Annotated in this window: 24 protein-coding genes; 16 read left to right on the forward strand and 8 right to left on the reverse strand. The window is 46.8% G+C overall.

From position 1 onward, the window contains the following. Nucleotides 1–30 precede the first annotated feature (30 nt). Nucleotides 31–1,572 (forward strand): NAD(P)H-hydrate dehydratase, encoded by a 1,542-nt coding sequence (locus NL646_RS00590; protein WP_021452211.1) that lies wholly within the window; start codon nt 31–33, stop codon nt 1,570–1,572. A gap of 433 nt (nt 1,573–2,005) precedes the next feature. Continuing rightward, entirely contained in the window at nt 2,006–3,052 is a 1,047-nt protein-coding gene (locus tag NL646_RS00595) for a GMP reductase (RefSeq protein WP_253663701.1), read from the forward strand. A gap of 52 nt (nt 3,053–3,104) precedes the next feature. On the opposite strand, the gene NL646_RS00600 is transcribed toward NL646_RS00595, so the two are convergent. From NL646_RS00600 to NL646_RS00610, 3 genes are all read right to left on the reverse strand, one after another. After that, complete coding sequence (locus NL646_RS00600; RefSeq protein WP_253663702.1) at nt 3,105–5,138, reverse strand: acetoacetate--CoA ligase; 2,034 nt, start codon at nt 5,136–5,138, stop codon at nt 3,105–3,107. Nucleotides 5,139–5,221: 83 nt separating this feature from the next. Further along, a complete protein-coding gene (locus NL646_RS00605; protein ID WP_029797007.1) occupies nt 5,222–6,148 on the reverse strand; it encodes an electron transfer flavoprotein subunit alpha/FixB family protein in 927 nt (308 codons plus the stop codon). Then, entirely contained in the window at nt 6,145–6,897 is a 753-nt protein-coding gene (locus NL646_RS00610; protein ID WP_017447395.1) for an electron transfer flavoprotein subunit beta/FixA family protein, read from the reverse strand. Before NL646_RS00610 ends, NL646_RS00605 begins: the two co-directional genes overlap by 4 nt. 159 nt (nt 6,898–7,056) lie before the next feature. Here NL646_RS00610 and NL646_RS00615 point away from each other — a divergent pair, with 159 nt between their 5' ends. The 10 genes from NL646_RS00615 to NL646_RS00660 all read left to right on the forward strand — a co-directional run bounded on the left by NL646_RS00615 (nt 7,057) and on the right by NL646_RS00660 (nt 18,446). Further along, nucleotides 7,057–8,694 carry an electron transfer flavoprotein-ubiquinone oxidoreductase gene (locus tag NL646_RS00615; protein ID WP_253663932.1) on the forward strand — a complete coding sequence of 546 codons (1,638 nt, stop codon included), beginning with the start codon at nt 7,057–7,059 and terminating at the stop codon, nt 8,692–8,694. A 241-nt stretch (nt 8,695–8,935) separates the two neighbouring features. Further along, complete coding sequence (locus NL646_RS00620) at nt 8,936–9,736, forward strand: ABC transporter ATP-binding protein (RefSeq protein WP_014233943.1); 801 nt, start codon at nt 8,936–8,938, stop codon at nt 9,734–9,736. After that, on the forward strand, nt 9,736–11,688 hold the full coding sequence (locus NL646_RS00625) for a long-chain fatty acid--CoA ligase (RefSeq protein WP_253663703.1): 1,953 nt from the start codon (nt 9,736–9,738) through the stop codon (nt 11,686–11,688). The genes NL646_RS00620 and NL646_RS00625 overlap by 1 nt, the downstream gene beginning before the upstream one ends. Further along, the gene (locus tag NL646_RS00630) at nt 11,688–12,581 is read left to right on the forward strand and encodes a branched-chain amino acid ABC transporter permease (RefSeq protein ID WP_020333763.1); all 894 of its coding nucleotides are present in this window, start codon (nt 11,688–11,690) and stop codon (nt 12,579–12,581) included. Before NL646_RS00625 ends, NL646_RS00630 begins: the two co-directional genes overlap by 1 nt. A gap of 11 nt (nt 12,582–12,592) precedes the next feature. Beyond that, nucleotides 12,593–13,660 carry a branched-chain amino acid ABC transporter permease gene (locus NL646_RS00635; RefSeq protein ID WP_014233946.1) on the forward strand — a complete coding sequence of 356 codons (1,068 nt, stop codon included), beginning with the start codon at nt 12,593–12,595 and terminating at the stop codon, nt 13,658–13,660. A 45-nt stretch (nt 13,661–13,705) separates the two neighbouring features. Beyond that, nucleotides 13,706–14,950: an ABC transporter substrate-binding protein gene (locus tag NL646_RS00640; protein WP_253663704.1), complete on the forward strand. Its 1,245-nt coding sequence runs from the start codon at nt 13,706–13,708 to the stop codon at nt 14,948–14,950. A gap of 79 nt (nt 14,951–15,029) precedes the next feature. Continuing rightward, nucleotides 15,030–15,851, forward strand: coding sequence for an ABC transporter ATP-binding protein (locus NL646_RS00645; protein ID WP_237314862.1), 822 nt, complete (start codon nt 15,030–15,032; stop codon nt 15,849–15,851). Nucleotides 15,852–15,860: 9 nt separating this feature from the next. Beyond that, on the forward strand, nt 15,861–17,063 hold the full coding sequence (locus NL646_RS00650) for a phenylacetate--CoA ligase family protein (RefSeq protein ID WP_253663705.1): 1,203 nt from the start codon (nt 15,861–15,863) through the stop codon (nt 17,061–17,063). Nucleotides 17,064–17,228: 165 nt separating this feature from the next. Then, the gene (locus NL646_RS00655) at nt 17,229–17,831 is read left to right on the forward strand and encodes a methyltransferase domain-containing protein (RefSeq protein WP_253663706.1); all 603 of its coding nucleotides are present in this window, start codon (nt 17,229–17,231) and stop codon (nt 17,829–17,831) included. Nucleotides 17,832–18,029: 198 nt separating this feature from the next. Beyond that, nucleotides 18,030–18,446, forward strand: a complete 417-nt coding sequence (locus NL646_RS00660) for a hypothetical protein (protein ID WP_253663707.1) — start codon at nt 18,030–18,032, stop codon at nt 18,444–18,446. Nucleotides 18,447–18,635: 189 nt separating this feature from the next. Here the strand turns inward: NL646_RS00660 and NL646_RS00665 are convergent, their stop codons facing one another. Both NL646_RS00665 and NL646_RS00670 read right to left on the reverse strand, forming a co-directional pair. Beyond that, on the reverse strand, nt 18,636–19,298 hold the full coding sequence (locus tag NL646_RS00665) for a c-type cytochrome (protein ID WP_253663708.1): 663 nt from the start codon (nt 19,296–19,298) through the stop codon (nt 18,636–18,638). A 43-nt stretch (nt 19,299–19,341) separates the two neighbouring features. Continuing rightward, nucleotides 19,342–20,655 carry a molybdopterin-dependent oxidoreductase gene (locus NL646_RS00670; RefSeq protein ID WP_140308092.1) on the reverse strand — a complete coding sequence of 438 codons (1,314 nt, stop codon included), beginning with the start codon at nt 20,653–20,655 and terminating at the stop codon, nt 19,342–19,344. A gap of 234 nt (nt 20,656–20,889) precedes the next feature. On the opposite strand from NL646_RS00670, the gene NL646_RS00675 reads away from it, so the two are divergent. From NL646_RS00675 to NL646_RS00685, 3 genes are all read left to right on the forward strand, one after another. Further along, nucleotides 20,890–21,246: a MerR family transcriptional regulator gene (locus NL646_RS00675; protein WP_023623662.1), complete on the forward strand. Its 357-nt coding sequence runs from the start codon at nt 20,890–20,892 to the stop codon at nt 21,244–21,246. A gap of 58 nt (nt 21,247–21,304) precedes the next feature. Then, on the forward strand, nt 21,305–21,682 hold the full coding sequence (locus NL646_RS00680; RefSeq protein WP_253663709.1) for a carboxymuconolactone decarboxylase family protein: 378 nt from the start codon (nt 21,305–21,307) through the stop codon (nt 21,680–21,682). A 94-nt stretch (nt 21,683–21,776) separates the two neighbouring features. Continuing rightward, entirely contained in the window at nt 21,777–22,532 is a 756-nt protein-coding gene (locus NL646_RS00685; protein WP_058964958.1) for a PhzF family phenazine biosynthesis protein, read from the forward strand. A 58-nt stretch (nt 22,533–22,590) separates the two neighbouring features. On the opposite strand, the gene NL646_RS00690 is transcribed toward NL646_RS00685, so the two are convergent. From NL646_RS00690 to NL646_RS00700, 3 genes are read right to left on the reverse strand one after another with little or no spacing between them, the layout of a single operon-like run. Further along, entirely contained in the window at nt 22,591–22,719 is a 129-nt protein-coding gene (locus NL646_RS00690; RefSeq protein WP_015313385.1) for a DUF2474 domain-containing protein, read from the reverse strand. A 20-nt stretch (nt 22,720–22,739) separates the two neighbouring features. Continuing rightward, nucleotides 22,740–23,747, reverse strand: coding sequence for a cytochrome d ubiquinol oxidase subunit II (gene cydB, locus NL646_RS00695; RefSeq protein ID WP_102599967.1), 1,008 nt, complete (start codon nt 23,745–23,747; stop codon nt 22,740–22,742). Between the two features lie 28 nt (nt 23,748–23,775). Next, complete coding sequence (locus NL646_RS00700; protein WP_029798091.1) at nt 23,776–25,140, reverse strand: cytochrome ubiquinol oxidase subunit I; 1,365 nt, start codon at nt 25,138–25,140, stop codon at nt 23,776–23,778. A gap of 154 nt (nt 25,141–25,294) precedes the next feature. On the opposite strand from NL646_RS00700, the gene NL646_RS00705 reads away from it, so the two are divergent. After that, entirely contained in the window at nt 25,295–26,710 is a 1,416-nt protein-coding gene (locus NL646_RS00705) for a PLP-dependent aminotransferase family protein (RefSeq protein ID WP_253663710.1), read from the forward strand. The last annotated feature ends 4 nt before the right edge of the window (nt 26,711–26,714 follow it).

A 26,714-nucleotide genomic window follows, 5' to 3' on the forward strand; every position in this document is an offset into this window, starting at 1 on the left:
TTGTGTTTCCCCAATGCGCAGAACGTAAATATGGACTTTAATCTTGCCTTAAAACTCTACACCGCCGAGCAAGTCAAAAACGGAGAAGTGGTTGCCGCCCACATGGCAGGCGTTTCTATGTATAGCCTAATGCAGCGAGCTGGCATGGCTGTTTACGAACGATTTCTTCATTTATACCCAAGAGCGAAAAACGTTCTTGTCGTTTGTGGCAAAGGCAACAACGGTGGCGATGGCTACGTGTTTGCATCCCTTGCAAAGCAAGCTCAGTTGAATGTTCAAGTTTTTCAAATTGGTGATGTAACGCAGCTTCAGGGCGATGCTTTGCGTGCGTATCAAGACTGGCAAACCGTTGATGGTAAAAACAGCAGTTGGGATGATTGGAATACTGCGTTACTTGAAGCGGAAGTGATCATCGACGCTATGTTAGGCACGGGGCTAAAGGGTGAAGTCCGAACTGAATATCGTCGCTACATAGAGCAGATCAACCAAATTCAGTGCCCTGTTATTGCGGTCGATATCCCGTCCGGCTTGTGCGCTAACACTGGCTCAGTTTTAGGTGACGCAATCCAAGCGGACCATACAGTTACGTTTATTGGCGTTAAGCAAGGGTTATGTACCGCTCAAGCGAGAGACCGAATTGGTGAGCTGCACTTTTGTGGTTTGGGCGTCAACGTGGAATTCGATTCCATAGAAGAAGAAAGCGCACTGGGTATTGACCATAAAGTCATCCCTCGTTTGCTTCCAAAACCAAAAGCGACCGCTCACAAAGGTGATAACGGTAAATTACTTTGCGTCGGCGGGAATCAAGGTATGTCTGGCGCAATCCGTTTGTGCGCGTCTGCGGCGGTTCGAAGCGGGGCAGGGTTAACAGCAAGTATTACGCACCCAGATAGTTTCATCCCTCTGCAGGTCAGTTGCCCAGAAGTGATGAGTCAAAGCATAACCACGGATTTACTCAGAGATACGGAAAACGCGCTCACTAAGCGTATTCGCTGGGCGGATGTTTTGGTGTTTGGCCCCGGTTTTGGCGACGATGAGTGGGCGTATCAAGCTTATCAATACCTATCTCAAGAACAAAAACCGAAAGTTGTGGATGCGGATGGTCTAAATATTCTGGCAATGTTAAGTCAACGATGTGATGGCACATTGGTGTGTGACAACCAACGTGTCATCACTCCTCATCCGGGAGAAGCCGCTCGTTTGTTAAATGTGACCACTCAACAGGTTGAAAGTGATCGATATTCCGCAGCACGCCAACTGCAAGAACGCTATGGTGGCGTAGTGGTGTTAAAAGGTGCAGGAACGCTGGTTTTTGATGGTGTCAGAATGTATGTGTGCCTCGCAGGTAATCCGGGCATGGCGACGGGCGGAATGGGTGACGTACTTTCTGGTGTGATTGGTGCACTGCTTGCCAAAGGTTTACCGATCTCTATCGCAGCGCGATTAGGAGTCATGATTCATAGCCACGCAGCCGATCTCAATGCAGAAAAACATGGAGAAGTGGGATTATTAGCCACAGATGTCGTGGAGACTCTTCGCGCTGCGACTCATATTCAGCGAGCGAAAAACTGAATCTCGGGCGAAAATGTGACTTTAGAAGTGAAATTTCTTTAATGATCTTCGAGATGTATACGCGAGATTGAAGGTTAACTGGTTGAGTTTTAATCAGGTTTGAGAGGTATATCGGTCAAGATAAAAGTGAATGACGCAAAGGTTTGCGCAATGGATTAGCTTTTAGGTTTTCTTAAGTTGTTGAATTTGTTAATTAAGAAGAAAAAAGAGTGTCTTGAAAGGGATTTTTGATATGCGATTTTCAAGATGGTAACACAAAAAAAATGCAAATATCAGACTTGTAGGAAAGAAATCACAGCCTATAATGCTGAAAACCGGAGCGTCTGCCAACGCTCCGGTTTTTTTGTGTCCGAAGAACAGTGAACCCGTCTGCCAACGGTTTCACTACGCACTCTGAGATGACACATATACATATGAATCAAGGAATTACACAATGCGTATCGAACAAGAACTTAAGTTAGGTTTTAAAGATGTACTGTTTCGCCCGAAACGTTCTACCCTGAAAAGCCGTTCTCAAGTAAATTTAACCCGCGATTTTACATTCAAGCATAGTGGTCGTCAATGGTCTGGTGTGCCTGTAATCGCAGCGAACATGGATTCAGTTGGTAGCTTTGAAATGGCTAAAGCACTGGCTGAGCATGGTGTAATGACAGCCGTTCACAAACACTACACAGTGAACGACTGGGCAGACTTCGTAAAATCTGCTGACAACGCAACGCTAAAAAACGTGATGGTGTCTACGGGAACTTCTGACGCAGATTTCCAAAAAACAAAAGACATCATGGCACTTTCTGACGAGCTCATCTTTATCTGTGTTGATATCGCAAACGGCTACTCAGAGCATTTAGTTGAGTACGTAGAGCGTGTACGTGCAGAGTTTCCAGACAAAGTGATTTCTGCGGGTAACGTGGTTACTGGTGATATGTGTGAAGAGCTTATTCTTGCTGGCGCAGACATCGTAAAAGTGGGCATTGGCCCAGGTTCAGTATGTACTACTCGTGTCAAAACGGGTGTGGGTTATCCTCAGCTTTCTGCAATCATTGAGTGTGGTGATGCGGCGCACGGCCTGGGTGGTATGATCATCGGTGACGGTGGTTGTTCATGCGCGGGTGACGTATCAAAAGCGTTTGGCGGCGGTGCAGACTTCGTGATGCTTGGCGGTATGTTAGCGGGTCACGAAGAGTCAGGCGGCGAAATCATAGAGAAAGATGGTGAGACCTTCATGAAGTTCTACGGCATGTCTTCTCAGTCGGCTATGGACAAGCACTCAGGTGGTGTGGCTAAGTACCGTGCAGCTGAAGGTAAAACCGTACTATTGCCATACCGTGGTAGTGTTCACGGCACTATCCAGGACATCCTTGGTGGCGTGCGTTCAACCTGTACCTACGTAGGCGCAGCAAAGCTTAAAGAGCTAACGAAGCGTACGACATTCATCCGCGTACAAGAACAAGAGAACAACGTATTCGGTAAAGAGAAGTAATTTAAAACTTCGAATAAATTGAAATAGTAAGAGCCGCAATAGCGGCTCTTTTTTATAGCGCATTGGTCAGTGCGGGCTGTGTTTCAACGGCAATTGCCGCTATCTCTTCCAAAACTTCCGGATTCGCAATTGCGCCGATATTTTTAACTGTCTGACCATTCACGACCTGCTTTACTGCCAGTTCAACCGTTTTGCCGGAACGCGTTCGTGGAATATCACTGAGTGCGAAGATCTTGCGCGGGACATGTCGCGGTGAGCAGTTCGCTTTCAACGTTTGGCGGATCAAGTCAGTCAGTTGTGGCGTTAACTCAACACTTTGGCTTAATTTGACGAATAACCAGATCTCTTCAGATTGCTGGCTCAACTTACCGACGGCAATCGAATCTACGATACCCGATAGCGCGTTCACTTGTTGATAGATTTCTGCTGTGCCAATACGTACTCCGCCGGGATTGAGCGTTGCGTCACTTCGGCCGTAGAAGATAAAGCCGCCGTTTGCGGTTTGCATGACGTCATCACCGTGGTGCCAAGTATCCGCAAATTTGCTCCAGTAAGCATCGTGATAACGTTCGCCATTGTCATGCCAAAAGCCGATAGGAAAGTTTGGCAGCGAGTTGTTACATGTCAGTTCTCCGCGTTGTGAAACTACTTCGCTCCCTGCGTCATCAAGTACTTTTACATTGTTACCGAGCCCCGCGCCTTGGCATTCCCCTTTGTAGACGGGAGAAATCGGGTTACCGAGAACAAAGCAGCCACAAATGTCGGTTCCGCCTGCGATGGAAGCTAAGTGTAAATCCTGTTTGATATGTTGATAAACGTAACTGAACTGCTCAGGATAGAGCACGGAACCTGTGGAGCATAAGGTCTTCAGCGAATCCAAATTATGCTCTGACCGAGGCGAATAATTGGCTTGCTCAAGCGCTTCGAGATACTTTGCAGAGGTACCAAACAGTGACACCGACTGTTCTTCCGCCAAGCGCCAAAGCACAGAATGGTCGGGGTACACGGGGCTACCGTCGTAAATCACCAACGTGGCACCGCTCGCGAGTGCGGAAACATGCCAGTTCCACATCATCCAACCACAAGTGGTGTAGTAGAAAACCTTGTCGAGAGGTTTTACATCGCAGTGCAGCTGATGTTCTTTCAAATGATTGAGTAAGGTTCCACCTACGGAATGGACAATGCACTTAGGCTGCCCTGTGGTTCCTGACGAATATAAAATGAATAACGGGTCATTAAACAGTACTGGTTGGTAGTGAATAGCTTGTGGAGCAATGTGTTCAGACAACTCGTTCCATGTGACGAAGTCGGAGTCGGATCGTTCGTCTCTTGGTTTTAATTCGCTGCTTGGCGTTAAATAGTCAATTTGGCAAACGCTGATGGTGTTTCCGAGTTTGCTGCTAATCGCTCGGTTTTTTTGCGTCATATCGAAGATCTTGCCGCCAAATTGGTAGCCATTACAACAAAACAATACTTTGGGTGTCACTTGGCCGAATCGCTCTAACACGCTGTCGACGCCAAAATCTGGAGAGGTCGATGTCCAAATAGCACCGAGGCTGGTGGTCGCAAGCATCGCGATGACGGTCTCAGGAAGGTAGGGCAAGTAGGCCGCCACGACATCTCCTTTGCCGACACCATTTGCAATCAACCATTGTTGGACGATGGACACTTGCTCAATCAATTGTTGACCAGAGAGCTGTTTTTGCTCGCCATTTTCATTGCTGAAAACAATCAATTGTCGCTCTGGTGATTGCTCTGCGTGTACAAGTAAATTCTGAGCGTAGTTAAGGGTTGTATCGCAGAACCAAACCGTATCTCTGTTGATATTTGGTGAGTTTGAATCGCTCCATTTTGGCTCGCCTAAACTTTTGACTTGTGAACCTAACTTGCCAACGACTTTACAAAATTGCCAAGTGTGCTGCCAAAATGCGTCATTGTGTTCAATAGACCAGCGGTGTAATGACGCATAATCGCTAATCTCATTACTTGCGCTGTTTCGTGTATTAGTGCTCTCGATAAATCGAAGCAGGTTACTGTCTCTGACTCGCTCAGCAGATGGCGACCAAATAGGAGTTTGGCTTGGCATAGTTCCCTCTATATTCAATCCATTGTTAACTTACATTGATCAAAAAGGGCGAGCATCATCATGCTCGCCCTTAGTCGGTTTATTTATAGTTGTTCAGCGAGCTGAGGCAATATCTCAAACAGATCGCCGACTAACCCATAATCCGCCACTTCGAAGATTGGGGAGTCTGGATCTTTGTTGATAGCGACAATCACTTTCGACTCTTTCATGCCGGCAAGGTGTTGGATTGCACCAGAGATCCCGACGGCAATGTAAAGCTTAGGCGCGACGATTTTGCCGGTTTGACCGACTTGTAAGTCGTTAGCGACAAAACCTGCATCGACAGCAGCGCGAGACGCGCCAATCGCTGCGCCGAGTTTGTCGGCGACTTTTTCGATAAGTTCGAAGTTCTCTTTGCTGCCCACGCCACGACCGCCAGAAATCACGATTTCCGCAGCCGTCAGTTCAGGTCTTTCAGAAACAGTCTTGTCGATAGCAACTAGCTCTATAACGGGAGATTGAGCCGAGGTTTGCTGATGTTCGATATCGACTTGGCTGTTGCAAGAAACAGGATCAAAAGCAGATGCGCGCACGGTGACCACACGCAAACTGTCGTTTGAAGTCACTTTAGCGAAAGCGTTGCCCGCATAAATTGGGCGTATAAACGTTTTGTCATCCACCACTTGAACGATGTCAGAGATTTGCCCAACACCACATTTAGCGGCGATACGTGGCGCAAGATCTTTGCCTTTGGACGATGAGTTAGCCCAAATGCCGTCAAAGCCTTCAGCAAGTCCGACTACGACAGGCGCGATATTTTCGGCGAATTGGTGCACCAGCGATTCGTCGTCAATACAAATTACTTTTGCAATACCATCGACACGGCTGGCTTGCTGAGCGACTTCTTCACATTGATAACCAATCACGAGTAATGTGTTATCTTGGCCCGTTTGACTTGCGGCATTCACGACTTTCAACGTATCGGCGTGCAGTTGGTTGTTGTCATGTTCTGCAATAATTAGATTCTTCATGAAATCACCTTCGCTTCGTTACGTAGCTTATCGAGAAGTTCTGAAACAGACTCCACTTTGATACCGGCTTTTCTTTGTGCTGGTGGGGTAACTTCCGTGATGGTTTGGCTAAACACAACTTCAACGCCCAAGCTCTCTGGTGTGATCGTGTCGAGGGGCTTACGTTTGGCCTTCATGATATTAGGTAGGGAAGCGAAGCGAGGCTCGTTTAAACGCAAATCAGTGCTGATCACCGCTGGCAAGTTCATTGCTACCGTCATCAATCCACCATCGACTTCTCGCACCACCTGCACTTTTTGGTCTTCAATTTTTACATCCGATGCAAAAGTAGCCTGAGGCCAGTCAAGCAAAGCAGCCAGCATCTGCGCGACTTGGTTGTTGTCCGTATCGATCGATTGTTTGCCGGTGATCACCAGTTGGGCTTGCTCTTGTTCAACAATCGCTTTGAGCAACTTGGACACCACAAGTGGTTCAATTTTGTCCGCCGTGTCGATATGTATCGCGCGATCTGCTCCTAGTGCTAGGGCCGTGCGCAATTGTTCCTGACATTGTGTGCCGCCAGCACTCACAACGATGACTTCTTCTGCAATCCCTTGCTCTTTTAGTCGCACCGCTTCTTCAACGGCGATTTCGCAAAACGGGTTGATAGTCATCTTGACGTTATTGGTTTCAACATCGCTGTTGTCCGGTTTAACACGGACCTTAATGTAAGGATCAATGACCCTTTTAATTGGCACTAGTATTTTCACGTTAGATTCCTTTTTACAGTGAAGACTATGTGTTTACAGTGAAGACGATGTGATGACGTCTTTAAATTGATGTTAATTTACCTTTACGTTTGCGTCAACTTTAAATATATTGTTGTTTAACAAGTTGGCAACATGCAAAAAGAAGAAGGGAATACAACCATGGAAAGAGACTGCATGGAGTTTGATGTTCTGATTGTTGGCGCAGGGCCTGCGGGCTTGTCTGCTGCCTGCCGCATTAAACAGTTGGCAATGGAAAAAAACCAAGAAATCTCAGTTTGTGTTGTCGAGAAAGGTTCAGAAGTCGGAGCGCACATACTCTCTGGCGCGGTGTTTGAAACGCGCAGTCTGGAGGAGTTGTTTCCTGATTGGGAGGCAATGGGTGCCCCACTGAATACTAAAGTCAATCAGGATAAAACCTACTATCTGAGTAATGAACTCAATGGTCATGAGCTGCCAACGTGGGCAGTGCCTAATACGTTACACAACGAAGGTAACTACATAATAAGCTTAGGTAACTTATGCCGCTGGATGGCGAATGAAGCGGAAAACTTAGGCGTAGAAATTTACCCAGGTTTCAGTGCTAGTCAGGCTATCTTTGACGAGCAAAACCGTGTTTGTGGGGTAATTACTGGCGATATGGGCTTGGATAAAAATGGCGAGCAGAAAGCCAATTTTGAGCCGGGTATTGAGCTTCGCGCTAAGTTTACTCTGTTTGCCGAAGGTGCACGTGGTCATATCGGTAAACAATTGACTAACAAATTTAATCTGGCTGATGATAAAACGCCTCAGCACTATGCGATTGGCTTTAAAGAGCTGTGGGAAGTTCCAGCCGAGCAGCATCAGCAAGGGTTAGTTGTGCATGGATTAGGCTGGCCACTTGCGAGTGAGGCAACAGGGGGAAGCTACCTTTATCATTTGGAAGGTAACCAAGTTGCGGTTGGTCTGATCGTCGACCTTAATTATACCAACCCTCATCTCAGCCCGTTTGACGAATTCCAACGGTTCAAACATCACCCGATGATTGAGCAGTACCTTAAAAATGGTAAGCGCATCAGCTATGGCGCGAGAGCGATCGCTAAAGGTGGGTTCCACTCCCTTCCAACTCAACAATTTGCTGGGGGATTACTGATTGGCTGCGATGCCGGAACGCTCAATGGTGCCAAAATTAAAGGCACTCATACCGCAATGAAATCGGGGATGCTTGCCGCCGAAGCGGTATTCGAAGCAATTTTAAATCAGTCGGTTAGTGCTGATTACCAGAAACATTTCCAACAGTCTTGGTTATACGAAGAACTGTATCAGGCGCGTAACTTTTCTAGTGGTATTCACCGCTTTGGCGCTTGGTTAGGTGGAGGCTTGGCGATGCTGGAACACAACGTGTTAAAAGGCAAAGCGAAGTGGAACGTACGCTGTGATAATCCTGATCATCAGTCGTTACTTTTGGCAGAAAAGAGCAATGAGATTGCCTATCCCAAACCGGATGGCGTATTGAGTTTTGATCGCCTCTCTTCAGTCTATTTGTCCAATATCTTCCACGAAGAAGATCAGCCATGTCATTTGCATCTTACTAGTCAGCGAATTCCAATAGAGCAGAACTTAGCTCTTTACGCCGAACCAGCACAGCGCTATTGCCCTGCTGGGGTGTATGAAATTGTAAAGGGTGAGGAACAAGCTGAATTACAAATTAATGCGGCGAACTGCATTCACTGTAAAACCTGCGACATCAAGGACCCAAGTCAAAACATTACCTGGACACCTCCAGAAGGGGGCGGTGGCCCTAACTATCCGAACATGTAATTTTGCATGTAATTTCTATTAACAATTTATTTACTTAAAGTTTGCGTCAGTTCAAATCTTAATCGATGAACTGGATTGCAACTTCAACTTCTAGGCACTATTCTGACTTTAACTTGACGTTTACGTAAACTGAATAAATGAGTTGATGCATAGGTGTATAAGCAGTTGCCAGTATCAACGTCAGGCTGGATATGGAAATAGTGCTTCACGGAACGCACTCAAAAAGAAAGGGAGATCAACTATGGTATCGGAAACACCTCTTTTGCAGGTAAACGATATTTCATTGGCCTTTGGTGGGGTTAAAGCTTTAACCGATGTGAGCTTCCATGTGAACGAAAAGGAAATCTTTTCAATCATTGGTCCCAATGGTGCTGGTAAAACATCAATGCTCAACTGCATTTCAGGACGATACACGCCTAACAAAGGCTCCGTAGTGTTTGCCGGAAATGACGTCACCAAGCGTACACCGAGTCAACGAGCAGAGTTAGGTCTGGGTAGAACGTTCCAGAACCTGGCGCTTTTTTCTCATATGTCTGTACTCGACAACATCATGGTTGGCCGCCATCACCTGTTGAAAAACAACTTTGTAACAGGTCCGCTCTACTGGTTCTCTAACGCACAAAAAGAAGAGATGGCACACCGCAAGTACGTCGAAGACGTCATCGACTTTTTAGAAATCCAACACATCCGTAAAGCCACCGCTGGCACGCTTTCTTACGGGTTACGTAAGCGTGTTGAGCTTGCTCGCGCTATTGCTTTGAAGCCAAAACTCCTTCTGCTTGATGAACCGATGGCCGGCATGAACCTTGAAGAAAAGGAAGACATGGCACGTTACATCATGGATCTCAACGAAGAACTGGACATAACCATCATCATGATCGAGCACGATATGGGTGTGGTCATGGACATATCCAATCGGGTGCTCGTTTTGGACTTTGGTAAACACATTGCGATGGGGCAGCCAGAAGAAGTCATGGCGAATCCACACGTGAAACAAGCTTATTTGGGTGAAGAACTTCCGACATTAGAGGAGAGTGCATAATGGCACAGCAACATAATGATTGGGCAGATATAACCAACTTAGATACCTTTCCAAAAGTGTTGCAGCACAACGCCAAGCACTGGCCAGATCAGGTCGCTATGCGCGAGAAGGAATTTGGTATTTGGCGAGAATTTACTTGGCAGGATTATGAAGATCGAGTCAAGTGGATGGCGCTTGCACTACAAGATTTAGGTGTTGGTGAGCAAGACGTTGTGGGGCTTTTAGGCGACAACCGACCTGAATGGGTGTGGGGCGAACTGGCCGCGCATGCGATCAAAGGTTATTCACTGGGCATCTATCAAGATTCGATGCACGAGGAAGTGGCGTATTTAATCAACTATGCCAAAGCGAAAGTAGTGATTGCAGAAGATGAAGAGCAATGTGACAAGTTGCTTGAGTTGGGCGATGAGATCCCGAGCGTTGAGTTCATCATTTATTGTGATCCACGCGGAATGCGCAAGTACGATGATCCAAGACTTATCGATGTCGAGAAAGCGTATAAAAAAGGTCAGTTAATCGACAAAGCTGACCCTGACAAATATCTTAATATGGTTGCGGCAACCAAAGGCAGCGATCTTTCGATTCTCTGTACCACTTCGGGTACGACTTCTAAACCAAAGCTTGCACAGCTTCACAGCGGCACGTTTTTGGATCACTGTGCGGCTTATCTTCGTGCCGATCCACGTTCACCAGGTGATAACTACGTTTCGGTACTTCCTCTGCCTTGGATTATGGAGCAGGTATATGTGGTTGGTCAGGCGTTGATTTCCCGTCAAATCGTCAACTTTGTCGAAGAGCAGGAAACCATGATGGCGGACTTACGCGAGATTGGCCCAAACTTCGTTTTATTGGCTCCGCGTGTATGGGAAAACATTGTGGCAGACGTGTCTGCTCGAATGATGGACTCTACGCCGTTTAAGCAAAAAATGTACAAACTCGGCATGAAGTTGGCGAATCAAGCCTTGGATCAGGGTAAACGCTCCAAGCTAGCCGAATGGATACTTCTGCGTGCACTACGTGACCGTTTAGGTTTCTCGAATCTGACCTCTGCGGCAACAGGCGGTGCGGCAATGGGCCCAGACACTTTCCGTTACTTGCAAGCGATTGGTGTGCCACTCAAACAGCTTTATGGTCAGACCGAAATGTGTGGCGCGTACACCGTGCATAAAGCGGATGATGTCGACTACGATTCAGTCGGTGTGGCGTTTGACAATGCGGAAGTGAAAGTTATTAACCCAGACAGCAATGGTGTGGGTGAGATCATTGCCAAAAGTACTGGCATGTTTACCGGCTACCTCAACAACCAAGCCGCTTACGATGAAGATGTGCAAGATGGCTGGATGCACACTGGCGACGCGGGCTACTTTAAGGATTCTGGTCACTTAGTGGTGATTGACCGACTAAAAGACATGTCGGAAACCAGCCATGGCGACCGTTACTCTCCGCAGTTTATTGAAAACAAACTCAAGTTCTCACCATTTATCGCGGAAGCGGTTGTGGTGGGTAAAGACAGACCTTGGCTCTCTGCAATTATCTGTATTCGTTACGCGATCGTCGCCAAATGGGCAGAGCAAAAGGGTATTGCGTTCACCAACTACACCAACCTTTCTGCGCAACCTGAGGTGTATAAAGCGATTCGCGAAGAAGTACTCAAAGTGAACGAGTCTCTGCCGGACGCACAGAAAATCAGCAAATTTATTCTGCTTTATAAAGAGTTGGATGCCGATGACGGCGAGTTAACCCGTACGCGTAAAGTTCGTCGTGGTGTGGTTGCGGAGAAATACGGTGACATCATCGAAACCATTTACAGTGCTGCGCCAAATGTCGATGTCGATACGGTGATTATTTATCAGGATGGGACTAAGACACGCATTCAAACGTCACTGGTGATTGAAACGCTTATTCAACATGAGCTGACACTGGTGGATAGCGAACAACGGAGGATCGCATAGTGAATACGGATTTATTACTGCAACTCGTCATTAATGGCGTAATCGTCGGCATGTTGTATGGCGTTGTCGCCATGTGCTTTGTATTGATTTACAAATCGACTCAGGTGGTGAACTTCGCGCAAGGTGAATTTCTACTGATCGGCGCATGGGTGTGCTGGGCGGCGTTGGTTCACCTTCAATTACCGTTCTTTGTCGGCTTCTTACTGACACTCGCCTTTATGATGGTGTTTGGTATTGCTGTGCAAACCATTGTACTCAGGCCTTTAATCGGTGAGCCGATCATCTCGGTCATTATGGTGACGATCGGTCTGTCGATGTTCTTCCAGGCACTGATGAAATGGATATTTGGCGTATCAGCCGTTTCTTATCCACAAGTATTCGAAACAAACGTGGTGAATATCGGTGGTCTCAACGTTGAATTTGCTTACATCCTTAGCTTGATCTTCTCAATGATCATCATGGGTGCGTTCTACTGGTTCTTCAAATTCAGCAAAATGGGTTTGGCGATGCGAGCGACAGCATTTAACCAGCAAGTAGCCCAGAGTCTTGGCATTTCCATCAAGAAAGTGTTTGCGATCAGTTGGGCTATTTCGGCGATGGTATCCGCGACAGCAGGGATTGTTATCGGGATTGTAAACGGTGTTTCTGACGCGCTATCCATCATCGGCATCAAAGTATTCCCAGCGGTAATCTTAGGTGGCTTGGACTCGGTGGTCGGGGCGATTGTTGGTGGTATCACTATCGGGTTACTAGAGAATCTGGCTGAGTTCTTTGATAGCCAATACCTGCAAGTCGGTAACCTTTACAACATCGCACCTTTCTATGTGCTGTTAATCATTCTTGCCTTCAAGCCATACGGCCTGTTTGGTACCAAAGATATTGAGCGTATTTAAGGAGAAATAACATGGCTCAACTTAGCATGCGCCCATGTGGGGATTTTCGAACCACATACAAAAGTGATACGCCGATTTTTGAAACCAAAACCATTAGAAGACTAGCGATAGCGGGTGTTATCGCGATGTTGGCAGCGCCGCTGGTTCTGGATATCTACTTCCTCAACCTATTTATTCAGATTGCATATCTGGGTATTGCAGCGCTGGGCTTGAACATTCTGGTTGGCTTTACCGGGCAAATTTCGTTAGGTCACGGTGCGTTCTTTGGCTTTGGCGCATTTGCATCGGCATGGCTGAACAACCAATACAACATTCCTGTGGTGCTTGCCATTCCGCTCGCGGGTTACCTGACTATGATTGTCGGGATGATCTTTGGTCTGCCAGCGGCGCGTATCAAAGGGTTGTACCTCGCAATCGCAACCTTAGCCGCGCAGTTCATCTTAGAAGATTTCTTTGCTCGCGCTGAGTGGTTCAGTGGTGGTTCATACGGTGCAAGTGCAAACCCAATCAATCTGTTTGGTTTCGAATTTTCGACCGATGAAAGCTTCTTCTATGTTGCACTGTTTGCGCTGATCTTTATGTACATGTGGGCATCGAACCTGATTCGTTCGCGTGATGGACGTGCGTTTGTCTCAGTACGAGATCACTACTTATCCGCAGAAATCATGGGTATCAACCTGACCAAGTATCGTCTGCTTTCTTTTGGTGTCTGCGCATTCTACGCAGGTATCGGCGGCGCACTCTACGGTCATTACTTAGGCTTTGTCTCTGCGGAAGGCTTCACCATCATGATGTCTATCCAGTTCCTGGCGATGATCATCATCGGTGGTCTTGGGTCAGTAAAAGGCACCTTAATGGGCACGATATTTATCGTATTGCTGCCAGAAGTTTTAGAGTTTGGCGTAACGGGTTTGGCTGCGTTTAGCGATAACACTTCGTTTATTGATGGGCTGGCTTACTTCAAAGAAATGGCAATTGGTCTGGTCATCATGCTGTTTCTGATTTTTGAACCTCAAGGGTTGTCACATCGCTGGCAGCAGATTCGAGCATATTGGAAACATTATCCGTTCTCTTATTAACGTGTACTTAAGTGGAATATACCTCAATAACAAGGACAACGAGTTATGAACAAAGGACATTTAGCGACAACGTTGGTGCTATCTTCGGCACTGTTTACTACCGCATCTTGGGCAAAAGATTCCGTGTTTGTCGGGCATCTGGTGGATTTCTCTGGTCCAACGGCTTATGTAAGTAAACCGTACGGCTCTGGTGTACGAGATGCACTGCAGTGGATTAACGAAAATGGCGGCATCAACGGTACCGAATTAGAATTTGAAACGGTTGATATGGCATACAAAGTGCCAGTTGCGATTTCCAACTACAAACGTTGGGTTGCCCGTAAGAACATGGTAGCGCTGCAAGGTTGGGGTACGGCGGATACCGAAGCGTTAATCTCTTTTGTCACCAAAGACAAAGTGCCAGTATTTTCGGCATCTTACTCGGGCCACTTAACTGACCCAACGGGTAAAAACCCGAAAACAGCCAAACCTGCTCCTTACAACTTCTTCTACGGCGCTTCTTACTCAGATGCCTGTCGTGCATTGGTGAAATGGGCCAAAGAAGACTGGGCAGCGAAAGGCAATACCACTGCGCCTAAATTTACTCACATCGGTGATAACCACCCGTTCCCGAATGCGCCAAAAGAGGCGTGTGCAGAGTATGCTAAAGAACTGGGCTTTGAAGTACAAAACCCAGTGGTCGTGTCACTGAAACCGGGCGATTTCAAAGCGCAATGTCTGTCACTTAAAGAGTCTGGTACCAACTACGGCTACATCGCAAACTTAGGTGGTTCGGTTATTTCTCTGGTGAAATCGTGTAACACGGTCGGCACCGACTTCCAATACATGGCGAACATCTGGGGCGGTGATAAACCAGTTATTGAAGCGGCGGGTGACGGTCTGAAAGACTACGTTTTCCCGGGTATGACCGCATTCTGGGGTGATGATACAGAAGGAATGAAACTGGTTGAGGAAATTTCCAAACTGTCAGAATCAGAACCGGGAGAGTTTCGAACTCACCACTACATCCGTGGCGTTTGCTCTGCGTTCTACATGAAAGAAGCGATGGAGTGGGCGAAAGACAACGGTGGTATTACGGGTGATAACATCAAGAAAGGCATGTACGTACACAAAAACTGGGTACCAAAAGGTCTAGAGGGAGTATGTATTCCTGCTAACTGGCAACCAGAAGATCACCGTGGCACAACAACCGTAAACGTGTTTATGGGCAATAACCAAGGTGGCGCGGTAGACATCAAGAAAGTGTCTCAGGTTACATTGTCACGCCGTGATGATTGGTTAGGTTACTAATCTTCTACTTACTAAGCATAACGATTACTAAGAATAGGATAGGTGAGAGGCAACTCTCACCTGCACAAGGAGTGGCTTGATGAGTGAATTAGCAACGAATATAGAACCAGCAGAAATCCTGCTCTCGGTGAACAATATCGAAGTGGTCTACGACGAAGTAATTTTGGTTCTGCGTGGTGTGAGCCTTGAAGTACCAAAAGGTCAAATCGTGACGCTATTAGGCGCAAACGGGGCGGGTAAATCGACCACACTAAAAGCGATTTCGGGTTTGTTGAAAACCGAAGACGGTGAAGTGACTCGTGGTGAAATTAACTTCATGGGCGAGCGTATCGATAACAAAAGCCCAGAAGAGATTGTCCGTTCGGGCATTTTCCAAGTGATGGAAGGGCGTAGAATCGTCGAAGACATGACGGTTATTGAAAACCTTCGTTTAGGGGCGTTTACCCGCAACGACAACGAGGTCGAGAAAGACATCGAAATGGTGTTTGACTACTTCCCTCGACTCAAAGAACGTACTGGTCTCGCGGGCTACTTGTCGGGCGGCGAGCAGCAAATGCTCGCGATTGGCCGCGCATTGATGGCGCGCCCGAAAATGATCTTACTTGATGAGCCGTCGATGGGGCTTTCACCACTGTTGGTGAAAGAGGTGTTCAGCATCATCGAGAAGATCAACAAAGACCAAGGCATTACCATGTTGCTGGTGGAACAGAACGCAAACTTTGCACTGCATGCTGCCGACTATGGCTACATCATGGAATCCGGCAAAATTGTGCTCGATGGCAGTAAGCACGAGCTGCTTAATAACGAAGACGTGAAAGAGTTCTATCTGGGTGGCGGCGATGAAGAGCGCAAGAGCTTCAAGAATCTTAAGTCCTACAAACGTCGTAAGCGTTGGTTGTAAGGAGCAGTGATGAACGAATTATTCGATGCAAAAGAGTCTTTTTCTCCTGCAGAGAGAGAAGAATCGTTGTTTCAACGTCTGCCGACACTGATTGAAAACGCAAAAGCGAACAGCGAGCACTACGGCAACATCTTCGCAGATATCGACGCGTCAAAAGCAAGTAATCGTGAAGGGCTTGCTCAGTTTCCGATCACTCGCAAATTCAATGTCCCAAGCCAGCAGCAACTCAAGCCGCCATTTGGTGGCTTAAACAGTGTTGCGATTGGTCAGATGGCGCGTGTATACCAATCTCCGGGGCCCTTGTATGAGGCGCAAACGGATGAATCGGACTTCTGGCGTATGGGACGAGCGTTTCATGCCGCAGGATTTCGCTGTGGTGACTTGGTCCACAACACGCTCTCTTACCACTTTTCTCCGGGTGGGTTCATTATGGATGGCGGTGCAAGAGCGTGTGGTTGTGCGGTATTTCCAGCAGGGGTAGGTAATACCGAAGCGCAGATTGAAGCGATCAAACAGCTTCAGCCGACGGGTTACACGGGAACGCCATCTTATTTGTTGACGTTGTTACAGAAATACCAAGAGCAATACGGCGAGTTACCTAGCTTTACCAAAGCGTTGGTTTCTGGTGAAGCCGTCACCGCAGACATGCAACAAGCGTTTACGGACAAAGGGATTGCTGTATTTCAAGCCTACGCGAGTGCCGAGCTTGGTTTGATTGCGTATCAAGTTGCTGACGAGCAAGGCTTAGTGATCGCCGAGGATATTATTGTTGAAATCGTTGATCCCGACGGTATGCCTGTCCCGCCGGGTGAGGTCGGTGAAGTAGTGGTGACCTCGCTTGATGAGAAGTTTCCTCTTATTCGCTACGCAACGGGAGATTTATCGGCTTATTTAGACTCAGACTCCGATTTGCCACGCACAAATGCGCGAATAAAGGGTTGGATGGGGCGTGCGGACTCGGCGGTGAAAGTCAAAGGTCTGTTTGTTTATCCGCATCAGATCCAAGAAGTCTGTCGTCGCCACGATATTAAAGGCTCCTTGAAAATTGAGCGCGATGGCTTCAACGATGCCATCACATTCTGTTGTCATGATGTACATGTATCAGCAGAGGACATTCAAGCGACACTTCAATCCGTCACCAAACTGAAAGGCAATGTTCAGTTTGTCGCAAACGATGCGGATCAGCCCTTGATCAATGATTTGCGTAGTTAGATGAATAATAAGAACAGTCACGTCATTAACAACGTTAAACATCAACACTAGGCATTTAACGATAGGCTATAAAAGAAGAAGGGATACCGAGATTCATCGCGTATCCCTTTCTGTTATGAGTGCATGCTTTTGTTAAATGTGTGCATGTAAGCGAGAACAAGAACGATGAAAAGCAAAGGTTCACCAATCATCAATGAACAATTTTGGGATGCGCTGTTTTTCAACGGCACGATGCCTTGGGATCGTAGCCAAACGCCAAACGAGCTGAAGCACTACTTAAAGCGCATTGCTGACAAGACTCACTCGGTGTTTATCCCCGGCTGCGGCGCAGCTTATGAAGTATCGCATTTTGTCGATTGCGGACATGACGTTATCGCGATGGATTACAGCGCAGAAGCCGTCAACCTTGCGAAATCTCAGCTTGGTCAATATCAAGATAAAGTGATGTTGGGTGATGTGTTTGGAGCCGAGTTGTCACAGTCGTTTGATGTGATTTACGAGCGCGCCTTTTTAGCCGCACTGCCGAGAGAGATGTGGGATGAGTATTTTGCAATGGTCGAACGTTTACTGCCAAGTAATGGCTTGCTGGTGGGGTATTTTGTTATCAGCGACGACTACCGATCGCGTTTTCCTCCCTTTTGTTTGCGTAGCGGAGAGATTGAACAAAAGCTAGCGGCCAACTTCCACCTAATCGAAAGCGCACCCGTTACCGACAGCGTTGATGTCTTCAAAGGCAAAGAACAGTGGAGGGTGTGGCAGAAGAAATGAGGTCATGGCGATTCAATCTGACATTGTTGGTGATCTTTAGTTGTCCAATTACCTATTAGTAGTTTAGTAGTTTAGTAGTTGACTCATTTTTGGATTAGATATGGAGACATAGATTATACCGAATAGACACCTTGCTATCCTCGAACTCCATTGCCTAGACTTTAATCTGATTACCCATGCTAAACGAAGGTATTCTTCATGAAAATAATGTCTAAATGTAATGTGTTCGTTATCTATTTATTCACTTTGGGGCTTTTAGGCTGCGCAAGCACGAAAGACAATATGGTGGCCAAAGGGTTTCCTGTTCAATATGCAGAGGGTTTTGATGACGGGTGCCACAGTGGATACAAAGCGGCTGGAAGCTTGTTTGATGAATTTAAGAAAGACATTTCCCGATTTAACTCTGATAAAAAGTATGCTCAAGGTTGGTCTGATGGATTCAGACAGTGTGAGAGTGAACAGGAAGCAATTGAGCGTCAAACCCGAATAACAATAGAGCAGCAAAAACTGATTGAACAACGCAAAGCCAATGAGCGCTCAGAGACATATCTTCTTGAAAAACATGCATTAGAAGGAGTCGATACAAGCGGACTTGAGAGTTTAACCCCCAAGTAGCGGTGGAGTATTGTGATTGCGAGTCGATGTACTTTCCATACATTTAGTATTTCGCAAAACGACGTAAATGTATGGAATGGGCCGCAGTCGCTTACTATAACTGGCGGTCGCGCTGAACTTCACTTTGTCCAAGGACAGGTTGAATCTCGTGTAATCAAATATCAAATAGCGATAGCTGCTGACGTTTGGTTACCCCCCATAATAGTTAGAAAGGTATTCCAGAATGGCTTCTCGGTCGTCGCCTGATAAATCTTCCATTCCTTGCTCCTCAATCATCCAGTCGAGGGTTTCATCCCATCTTTGGCGGCTTAGTCCTTGTTGTGTGACCATGTGTAACGAATGACAGGTTGAGCAGACTGCTGCGACGAGATCCATATTCTCTCCCGGCGTTAATATCCCATCACCTGGCGATTTAACCTCCAATCCTGATGAAGTCATATTCCAATTGGGTGGTGTCGGGTTTTTCGTTGCAAGCCATGCAATGATAGCCGCGCGCGAACCGGGATCTGTTACGCCAGGGAAGACCATGTTGGTTCCTGGCGCGAAGTCATTCGGAGCGGATAAAAATGCGTCCAACTTTTCAGCGTCCCACTTTCCTTGATGTTGTCTAATTCCGTCGCTGTAACTGAAGCCCTCAAAACTGGCGATATTGCGCTCCGCTAGCCCCCATAAGGGCGGGCCAACCAGCGTTACGCCATTCGGTTCAAATTGATGGCAGGCTTTACAAACCATGGCTTGCTTCTCGCCTGCTGCAATCAACTCGTCATTGCTCGCCAGGACAGGGGCGCTCAACAAAACCAAAAGGGTGAAAGCGAGCGGGAGTACCCGCTCTGATGGTTGTTTTGTTCTCACCGTGTCATGTCCCCTAAGTGCTCACCATTCTGCTACTGACTCTTTAACTTCGTACAATTAATGCGATGCGGTGGAAAGTGTTGTTGAGGTAACCTTTCGGATTCCATGCGATGGCAAAAGGCTGGCTGATGCCTTGATCGTCAGTTGCTTTCGCCCACACTTCGTAGTAACCCGCTTGAGGGAACTTCACCTTAGCATTGAACGTTTGCCAAGCACCGTCATTGGCAGGAGCTGCGAGGTCGGCATCCATCCATGTTGCGCCAAAATCAATCGAAATCTGCACTTTGATCACTTTTCGGTCGCCAGACCAAGCATGTCCGCGAATGGCTATTTCATTGCCATTGACTTCTGTGTTGGTTTGCGGAGAGGTGATGAGTGATTTTACTGGCATGCGCTCTATGATCTCGAAATCCTCTTTAGCCACGTTTTCTCCCGGGGCGACAGGTCGGTTAGGGACTCGATAGGAAGTACCTGTCATTTTTGGCCCATCGTGTATTTGATCGCGAATTTGAATACGAGTGAGCCATTTTTGTGAACAAGAACCCGGCCAACCTGGAACCACTAAACGCAATGGCGCGCCATTCATAGGGTGAAGTGCTTCGCCGTTTTGGGCAAAGGCGATGAGATTTTCACTGCCCATGGCTTTAGCGATGGGTACGCCACGAGAAATTGGCAACTTGCCTTCTTTGCCTGAAAGATGTTTGTCGGCACCATAGTGCGCGGTGTAAACGGCTCCGTCTTTTACGCCTGCTGCTTTGAGCACGTCGGCCAAGCGAACGCCTGTCCAACTGGAGCAAGCCACAGCGCCGTAAGTCCATTGATTACCGGATGCTTTGGGATCAAAGAAAGCACGGCCGTTACCGCCACATTCAACGACCAGTTGTTGTTCTAAGACATCGAAGTTCTTTTTGAGATCGGCAATCGACAGCGACATTGGTTTGTCGACCAATCCATCAATGGTCAACGTCCAAGTTTCAGGGTTCACGTCTGCTGGTGGAATACCGTTGTTGCGAATGAAATGGCGTCGAGTTGGAGTTACGTCGTCATTCAACAAATGGGGTGGGGTTTCTGCATTCATCGGTCTGTCGTTGAGGACCGTTAAACCGTCTTTGCCTTCGATCATGACGTCATCAAGACCCTCTGCAAAAGCTGCGGGGATGATGCCAGCCGGCATATTGCGATGGAATGGGATAAAGCCACCAAGCGCGGCGGCCATGGTCGCTAACCCCGCACCTTTTAGAAAACCGCGCCTGTCTGGGTAGCTGACTCGTCCAAAGACTTTCTCATCCGCAGATTTGGGATTGTTTTCATAATACTTATAGATCCCTTGCGGTTTGTTTTTCTCGTTCTCACTCATGATGTGTTCCTTTGCCGGCACACGCCCAAGAACTGCTACGTCATTCTTGTCCCTTAGTTCGTATCGCCGATCTCTACAGTTGCCTTACTAAAGGGTTTACATCAATAAAAGTAGACGACTATTTATAGTCTTAACAACATCGGTAAGAAACTAGACTGCTTGCTTTGCAAAGGTTATCCATAGTGTGGTTACATTGCTTGTGGTCACAGGAAGGGACAATCCTAGGTAAAAATAATGAATATGAAAGAGTTTTCTAGCGCAGTTGGGTTGTCGTCATACACGCTTCGATACTATGAAAAAATTGGCTTACTGAAACATGTCCACCGAAATAGCAGTGGGCACCGTGTCTACACCCATCGAGATATTGATTGGGTCAACTTCATCAAGCGGCTGAAAGAGACGGGAATGCCGTTAGAAGAGATTCAAGAATATGCTTCATTGAGGGAGATAGGCTCGCAAACGACTGCTGACAGACAAAAGCTTTTGGAAGTTCATCGAGATAACTTAATCGAACATATCCGACAACAAAATGAGCATCTGAAACGATTAGAAGAAAAAATAAATCTGTATAAAAGCGGAAAAGTACGTTGACTTAGAGTTCACTCTAACTTGTAAGGTGTGCGGGTATTCACTCAAAGGAGCTCACAAAATGGAAAATACGCGATTTCAAACAGGGTTAGAGCAGTTATCAAAAATCGATGGAGAGGCTGGCCAAAAAGTTATCGAAAGCCTGAACGACATTTGCTCTGATTTAGCTAAATTCACGATTGAGTATCCGTTTGGCGACATCTACACCCGTGAAGGGCTAGATCTAAAATCGCGAGAGATCGCTACGGTGTCCGCATTGACGGCGATGGGGAACTGTACTCCACAGCTTAAAGTGCATTTACATGCTGCGCTAAATGTTGGTTGCACGGAAGAAGAGATCAAAGAAGTGATCATACAAATGTCTGTTTACGCAGGATTTCCAGCTGCATTAAATGGCATGTTTGTCTTTAAAGAAGTTCTCTCGGAAAGGCAAGTTTAGCTGCTTGCAAGCAACATTGAAAGTGAGCGTTAGGAGTCTCTAACGCTTTTATTTTTATATTTTTTAACGCGTTATTAAACCGCAAGGATGGTGGATGATTAAAGCGCAAATATATGATGTATTTTGTGATGAGTTGGCTCAAGGTAACCCTTGTGGCGTTGTCGAACTAAATCACTGGCTGAGTGATTCTGAGTTACTTCAAATCACTCATCAGGTCGCTCAACCTGTCACATCATTTGTGGTTAAGTCTGGCAGTGACTACCACATTCGTTGGTTTACTCTAGCAGGGGAAATCAACTTATGCGGACATGGGAGTTTAGGAGCAGGAGCCGCGCTCATTTCTAAATATCATCGGAATGAGGTCATTCTTCAAAGTTCGCATGGTCATATTACGGTTTCTGAACTGGATGGAATGTACAGGATTGTGATGCCAAGTTGGCAAGCCAAGCCTCATGCCATCCCCTTGGATATTTCAGGCTTCTCCAATCGCCCCATAGGTGCTTTTACAACGCGTGATTTGGTTGTTGTTCTCGAATCCGAAGATGATGTTGTTCGCTATCAACCTAACTTTGATGAGCTGATTAAAATTGATGAGTTTCATGCTGTCATCGTGACGGCTCAAAGTTCTGATAGTGGCTATGTGTTGCGTTACTTTGCACCTAAAATCGGTATTTCAGAAGATCTTGCCACAGGCTCGGCTCAGTGCTCATTAGCGCCTTATTGGTTTGAAAAGCTGGGCAAAGAAAAATTGACGGCTCGTCAGCTATCTCGTGCTGGTGGTTATTTTGAAGTGGCTCGTGGTTCAGAATCTACTATCGTATTGTCTGCACACGTAAAAAGTCGGACTTGAATGTAAACGCCTCTAGCTCTTACACAAGCTCTAGAGGCATCCATTTAAAAGTGCCGAGCTAAGATTTTAACCCTGCAGCGGTCATCATGACGCGAAACAGCATTGATACGAACCCCAGAGCTAGCACACTGGCCGCCCAGATCCCAACCATCCAAGCCCACTGGCGGCACCAATTTTTGATTTTCATACTCACTCCTTATCAACTCGTTAATGGTACGCTTCGTCTTCTTTCACTTTTCCGGAGAAAACGTAGTAACTCCAAAAGGTGTAAGCCAGAATGATCGGGATGATGATCACCGCTCCAACGAGCATAAAGCGCTGACTGCTTGCAGGAGCGGCTGCTTCCCATATCGATATGTTAGGAGGAATGATATTTGGCCAGATACTGATGCCAAGCCCAGCGAACCCGAGAATCACGATCACCAATGCCATCACGAAAGGGCTGCGCTCTTTTCGCTTTTTTACGGAGTCGGCAATCTTCAAACAGACCAGCCCAGTAATGACAGGTACGGGCAATAAGTAGAACAAATTGGGCAGAGAAAACCATCTTTCCGCAATGGCAGGGTAAGCAAGTGGAGTCCAAGCGCTCACAATGACTAATGCGGAGATCATTGCCAGTAGTGTTTTGTTAGTGAAGCGGTACATCGTGTTTTGCAGTGCACCTTCCGTTTTCATGATGAGCCATGTACTACCAAGCAGCGCGTACGTTGCGACTAAACCCAAACCACAAAAGATGGGAAAAGGGGTGAGCCAGTCTAATTGGCTACCTACGAAGACGCGGTTTTCCACTGCAAAGCCTTGAATTACCGCGCCAACAACGATGCCTTGGAAAAACGTGGTTAAAATCGAGCCGACCATAAAAGAGCGGTCCCAGAACTTTAAGTGGTTTTCCAATGCTTTAAAGCGAAACTCAAACGCTACGCCACGAAAGATCAAAGCAATCAACATCAACGTCAAAGGGATGGTTAGCGCTTCAATAATTACCGCGTAAGCCATCGGAAAAGCGCCAAATAGAGATGCGCCTCCAAGCACAATCCAAGTTTCGTTGCCGTCCCAAACTGGCGCGACACTGTTGACCATGACGTCTTTTTGTTTTTCATCCTTGATGAAGGGCATCAGTATTCCAATACCCAAATCGAAGCCATCCATGATGATGTACATCAAAGTGGCAAAAACGATGATCGCGAACCAAATCACGGATAAATCAAAATGCATATTCTCTACCTTCACTTTGTGACAAATTCTAGATGCGGCCTGAAACAGTCGTCATGTCGTGCTCATCGTGTTCGATAGCATCGGGGCCTTTCTTGATTTGGTGGATCATGTAGTAATACCCAAAACCAAACACCAAGCTGTACACAACAAGGAAACACAGCAGGCTGATGCTCATTTGTAGGTCTCCGTGTGCAGAAACCGCGTCACGCGTTTTTTGTACGCCATACACCACCCAAGGTTGCCGACCAACCTCAGTCGTAAACCAGCCAGCGAGTATTGCGATAAGACCAGATGGCCCCATAAATAATGAAAACTTGAGGAACCAACGCGAGGTATAAAGCGTGTTCTTTTTTCGTAACCACATGCTGTAGAAGCTTTGAAAAATCATCAGAAGTCCTAGCCCGACCATGATTCGAAATGACCAAAAGACGATAGGTGAGTTCGGTCGTTCCTCTTTCGGGAAGTCTTTCAGCGCCGGGATTGGCTCAGTTAAACTGTGGCGTAGGATCAAACTTCCTAGAACAGGAATTTCTAAGGCATAGTCTGTGCGTTCTTGCTCCATGTTTGGCATGCCGAACAAAATCAATGGGGTTGGTTTGCCATCGCTGTTATCCCAATGTCCTTCGATGGCAGCGATTTTGGCGGGCTGGTGTTCCAGAGTGTTTAACCCGTGCACATCGCCAATCACAGCTTGAAGTGGCGCAAGGAACACTAAGATCCCGAGCGACATTGAAAACATCGTTTTTACCGCAGTCGTTTGATTGCCTCTCAATAAATGCCAAGCGGCTGACGCGCCTACAAAGAGTGCTGAACTGACGAAAGCCGCGACGCTCATGTGCGCCAAACGATAAGGAAATGAAGGATTGAAAACGATAGCAAACCAGTCGGTTGGCACCACGCGTCCGTCGACAATTTCATAGCCTTGTGGCGTTTGCATCCAACTGTTGGAGGCGAGAATCCAGAACGTCGAAATGATCGTGCCTAACGCCACCATCGAGGTTGCAAAAAAGTGCAGCTTTTCGCCGACGCGACGCCAACCAAACAGCATCACGCCAAGAAATCCGGCTTCGAGAAAGAAAGCCGTTAACACTTCATAAGTCAGTAATGGGCCAGTGATAGAACCAGCGAAGTCGGAGAAACCACTCCAGTTGGTGCCGAATTGATAGGCCATGACAAGACCAGATACAACACCCATTCCAAAGTTAACCGCAAAAATTTTCGACCAGAAGTGATAGAGCTTTTGGTAATCGGGATTACGTGTTTTTAGCCATAAGCCTTCCAGCACGGCGAGATAGGTGGCCAAACCTATGGTGATAGCGGGGAAAATAATATGAAAGGATACCGTAAAGGCGAACTGTATCCGTGCAAGCATAAATGCGTCGAGGCCAAACATTAAACTTCCTTTGATCTTTTAAGTTTTATGAGAGAGCTATTTTAAAAGGAGCGGAATGAGGGAAGTAGGTACAGACAGTGACTATAAACCTATAACAGATTAAATATTGAAGTGTTATTATTTTGAATTCGGCTTTAGGGAAGGGGATTTGCGTTTGGCGAAGTATCAAGAGTTAGTGGAACAGCTTAAAAGGCAGATAAAATCGGGGATATGGCATCCGGGTGACAAGCTGCCTTCTCTGCGTCGCCAATCTGAACACTCGTGTTTGAGCTTGATGACGGTATTGCACGCTTATCAAATTCTGGAATCTCAAGGCTGGGTAACGTCACAGCCGCGCTCTGGTTATCGAGTCGCTCCCAATATTAAGAGTGCAAATGAACCCCAAGCGCCAGCCGCGGTTTTGTGGACAGAGCAGGTAGACATCAATGAGTTTATCTTTGATGTGCTGCAGGCGAGTAAAAATCCATCCATGATCAATTTTGGCTTTGCCTATCCAGATCCAAGTTTGTACCCACGCTATCACGTGAATCGGGCGATGAGCGCAGCCGCCCGCAATATGCCGATTTCTACCGCCTTTGATAACTTACCGCCGGGAAACGAACAATTACGCACCATCATCGCGAAGCGTTATGCTGCGAAAGGCATTGAAATTTCACCCGATGAAATTGTTATTACGGCAGGCGCGCTGGAGGCGTTAACGCTCAGTTTGCAAGCCTGCACAAGACCGGGAGATTGGGTGGTTGTGGAGTCGCCTGCATTCTACGGTGCATTACAATCCTTAGAGCGGTTAGGTTTGAAAGCGCTCTCAGTAAGAACAGACCCAGTCACGGGCATTGACCTAGACTCATTGGAACGAGCGCTGCAAACACACGATGTGAAAGCATGTTGGCTGATGTCGAACTTCCAAAATCCTCTGGGTTTTACGCTCACCAACGAGAAAAAACAAAAGCTGATTGAGCTGACACAGCGATATAACGTGCCAGTGATTGAAGATGATGTGTACAGCGAACTGCATGCCGAGAATGACTCGGTTTACCCACTAAGAATGTTTGATGACACGGGCAATACCATGTTGTGCTCCTCGTTTTCAAAATCGTTAATCGCAGGGCTACGTATTGGTTGGGTTGCGGCGGGAAAGCGGGCGCTAGAGGTACAAAAGTTACAGCTAATGAGTACATTAGCGACGAGCGCACCAGTGCAAATGACATTGGTGCACTATTTAACAAGCCGCAATTACGAATCGCATTTGAAGCAGTTACGGAAAAAGCTGTTTGAACGTAAAAGTAAGATGACGGATCTGCTTAGTGAGCTGTTACCTGAAGAAGTCAAAGTGTTAAGCCAAAGCGGCGGGTACTTTATTTGGTTAGAGCTTCCCAAGCATATCGACGCCTTGCAGATATATCGAGAAGCGCTAAAAGATAATATCAGCATCGCACCGGGAAAGATGTTCAGCCTGACAGAACAATACGATCACTGTATTCGTCTTAACGCTTCTTTTGAGCTTAATGACAAATACGTCCATGCTCTCAATTTGCTTGCCAACATTATTCGCGATCATTTGGCGAAATAGCGAC

The sequence above is a fragment of the Vibrio sp. Y20_XG_PY13 genome, assembly GCF_024181925.1.
In the GTDB taxonomy this organism is placed as follows: domain Bacteria; phylum Pseudomonadota; class Gammaproteobacteria; order Enterobacterales; family Vibrionaceae; genus Vibrio; species Vibrio parahaemolyticus.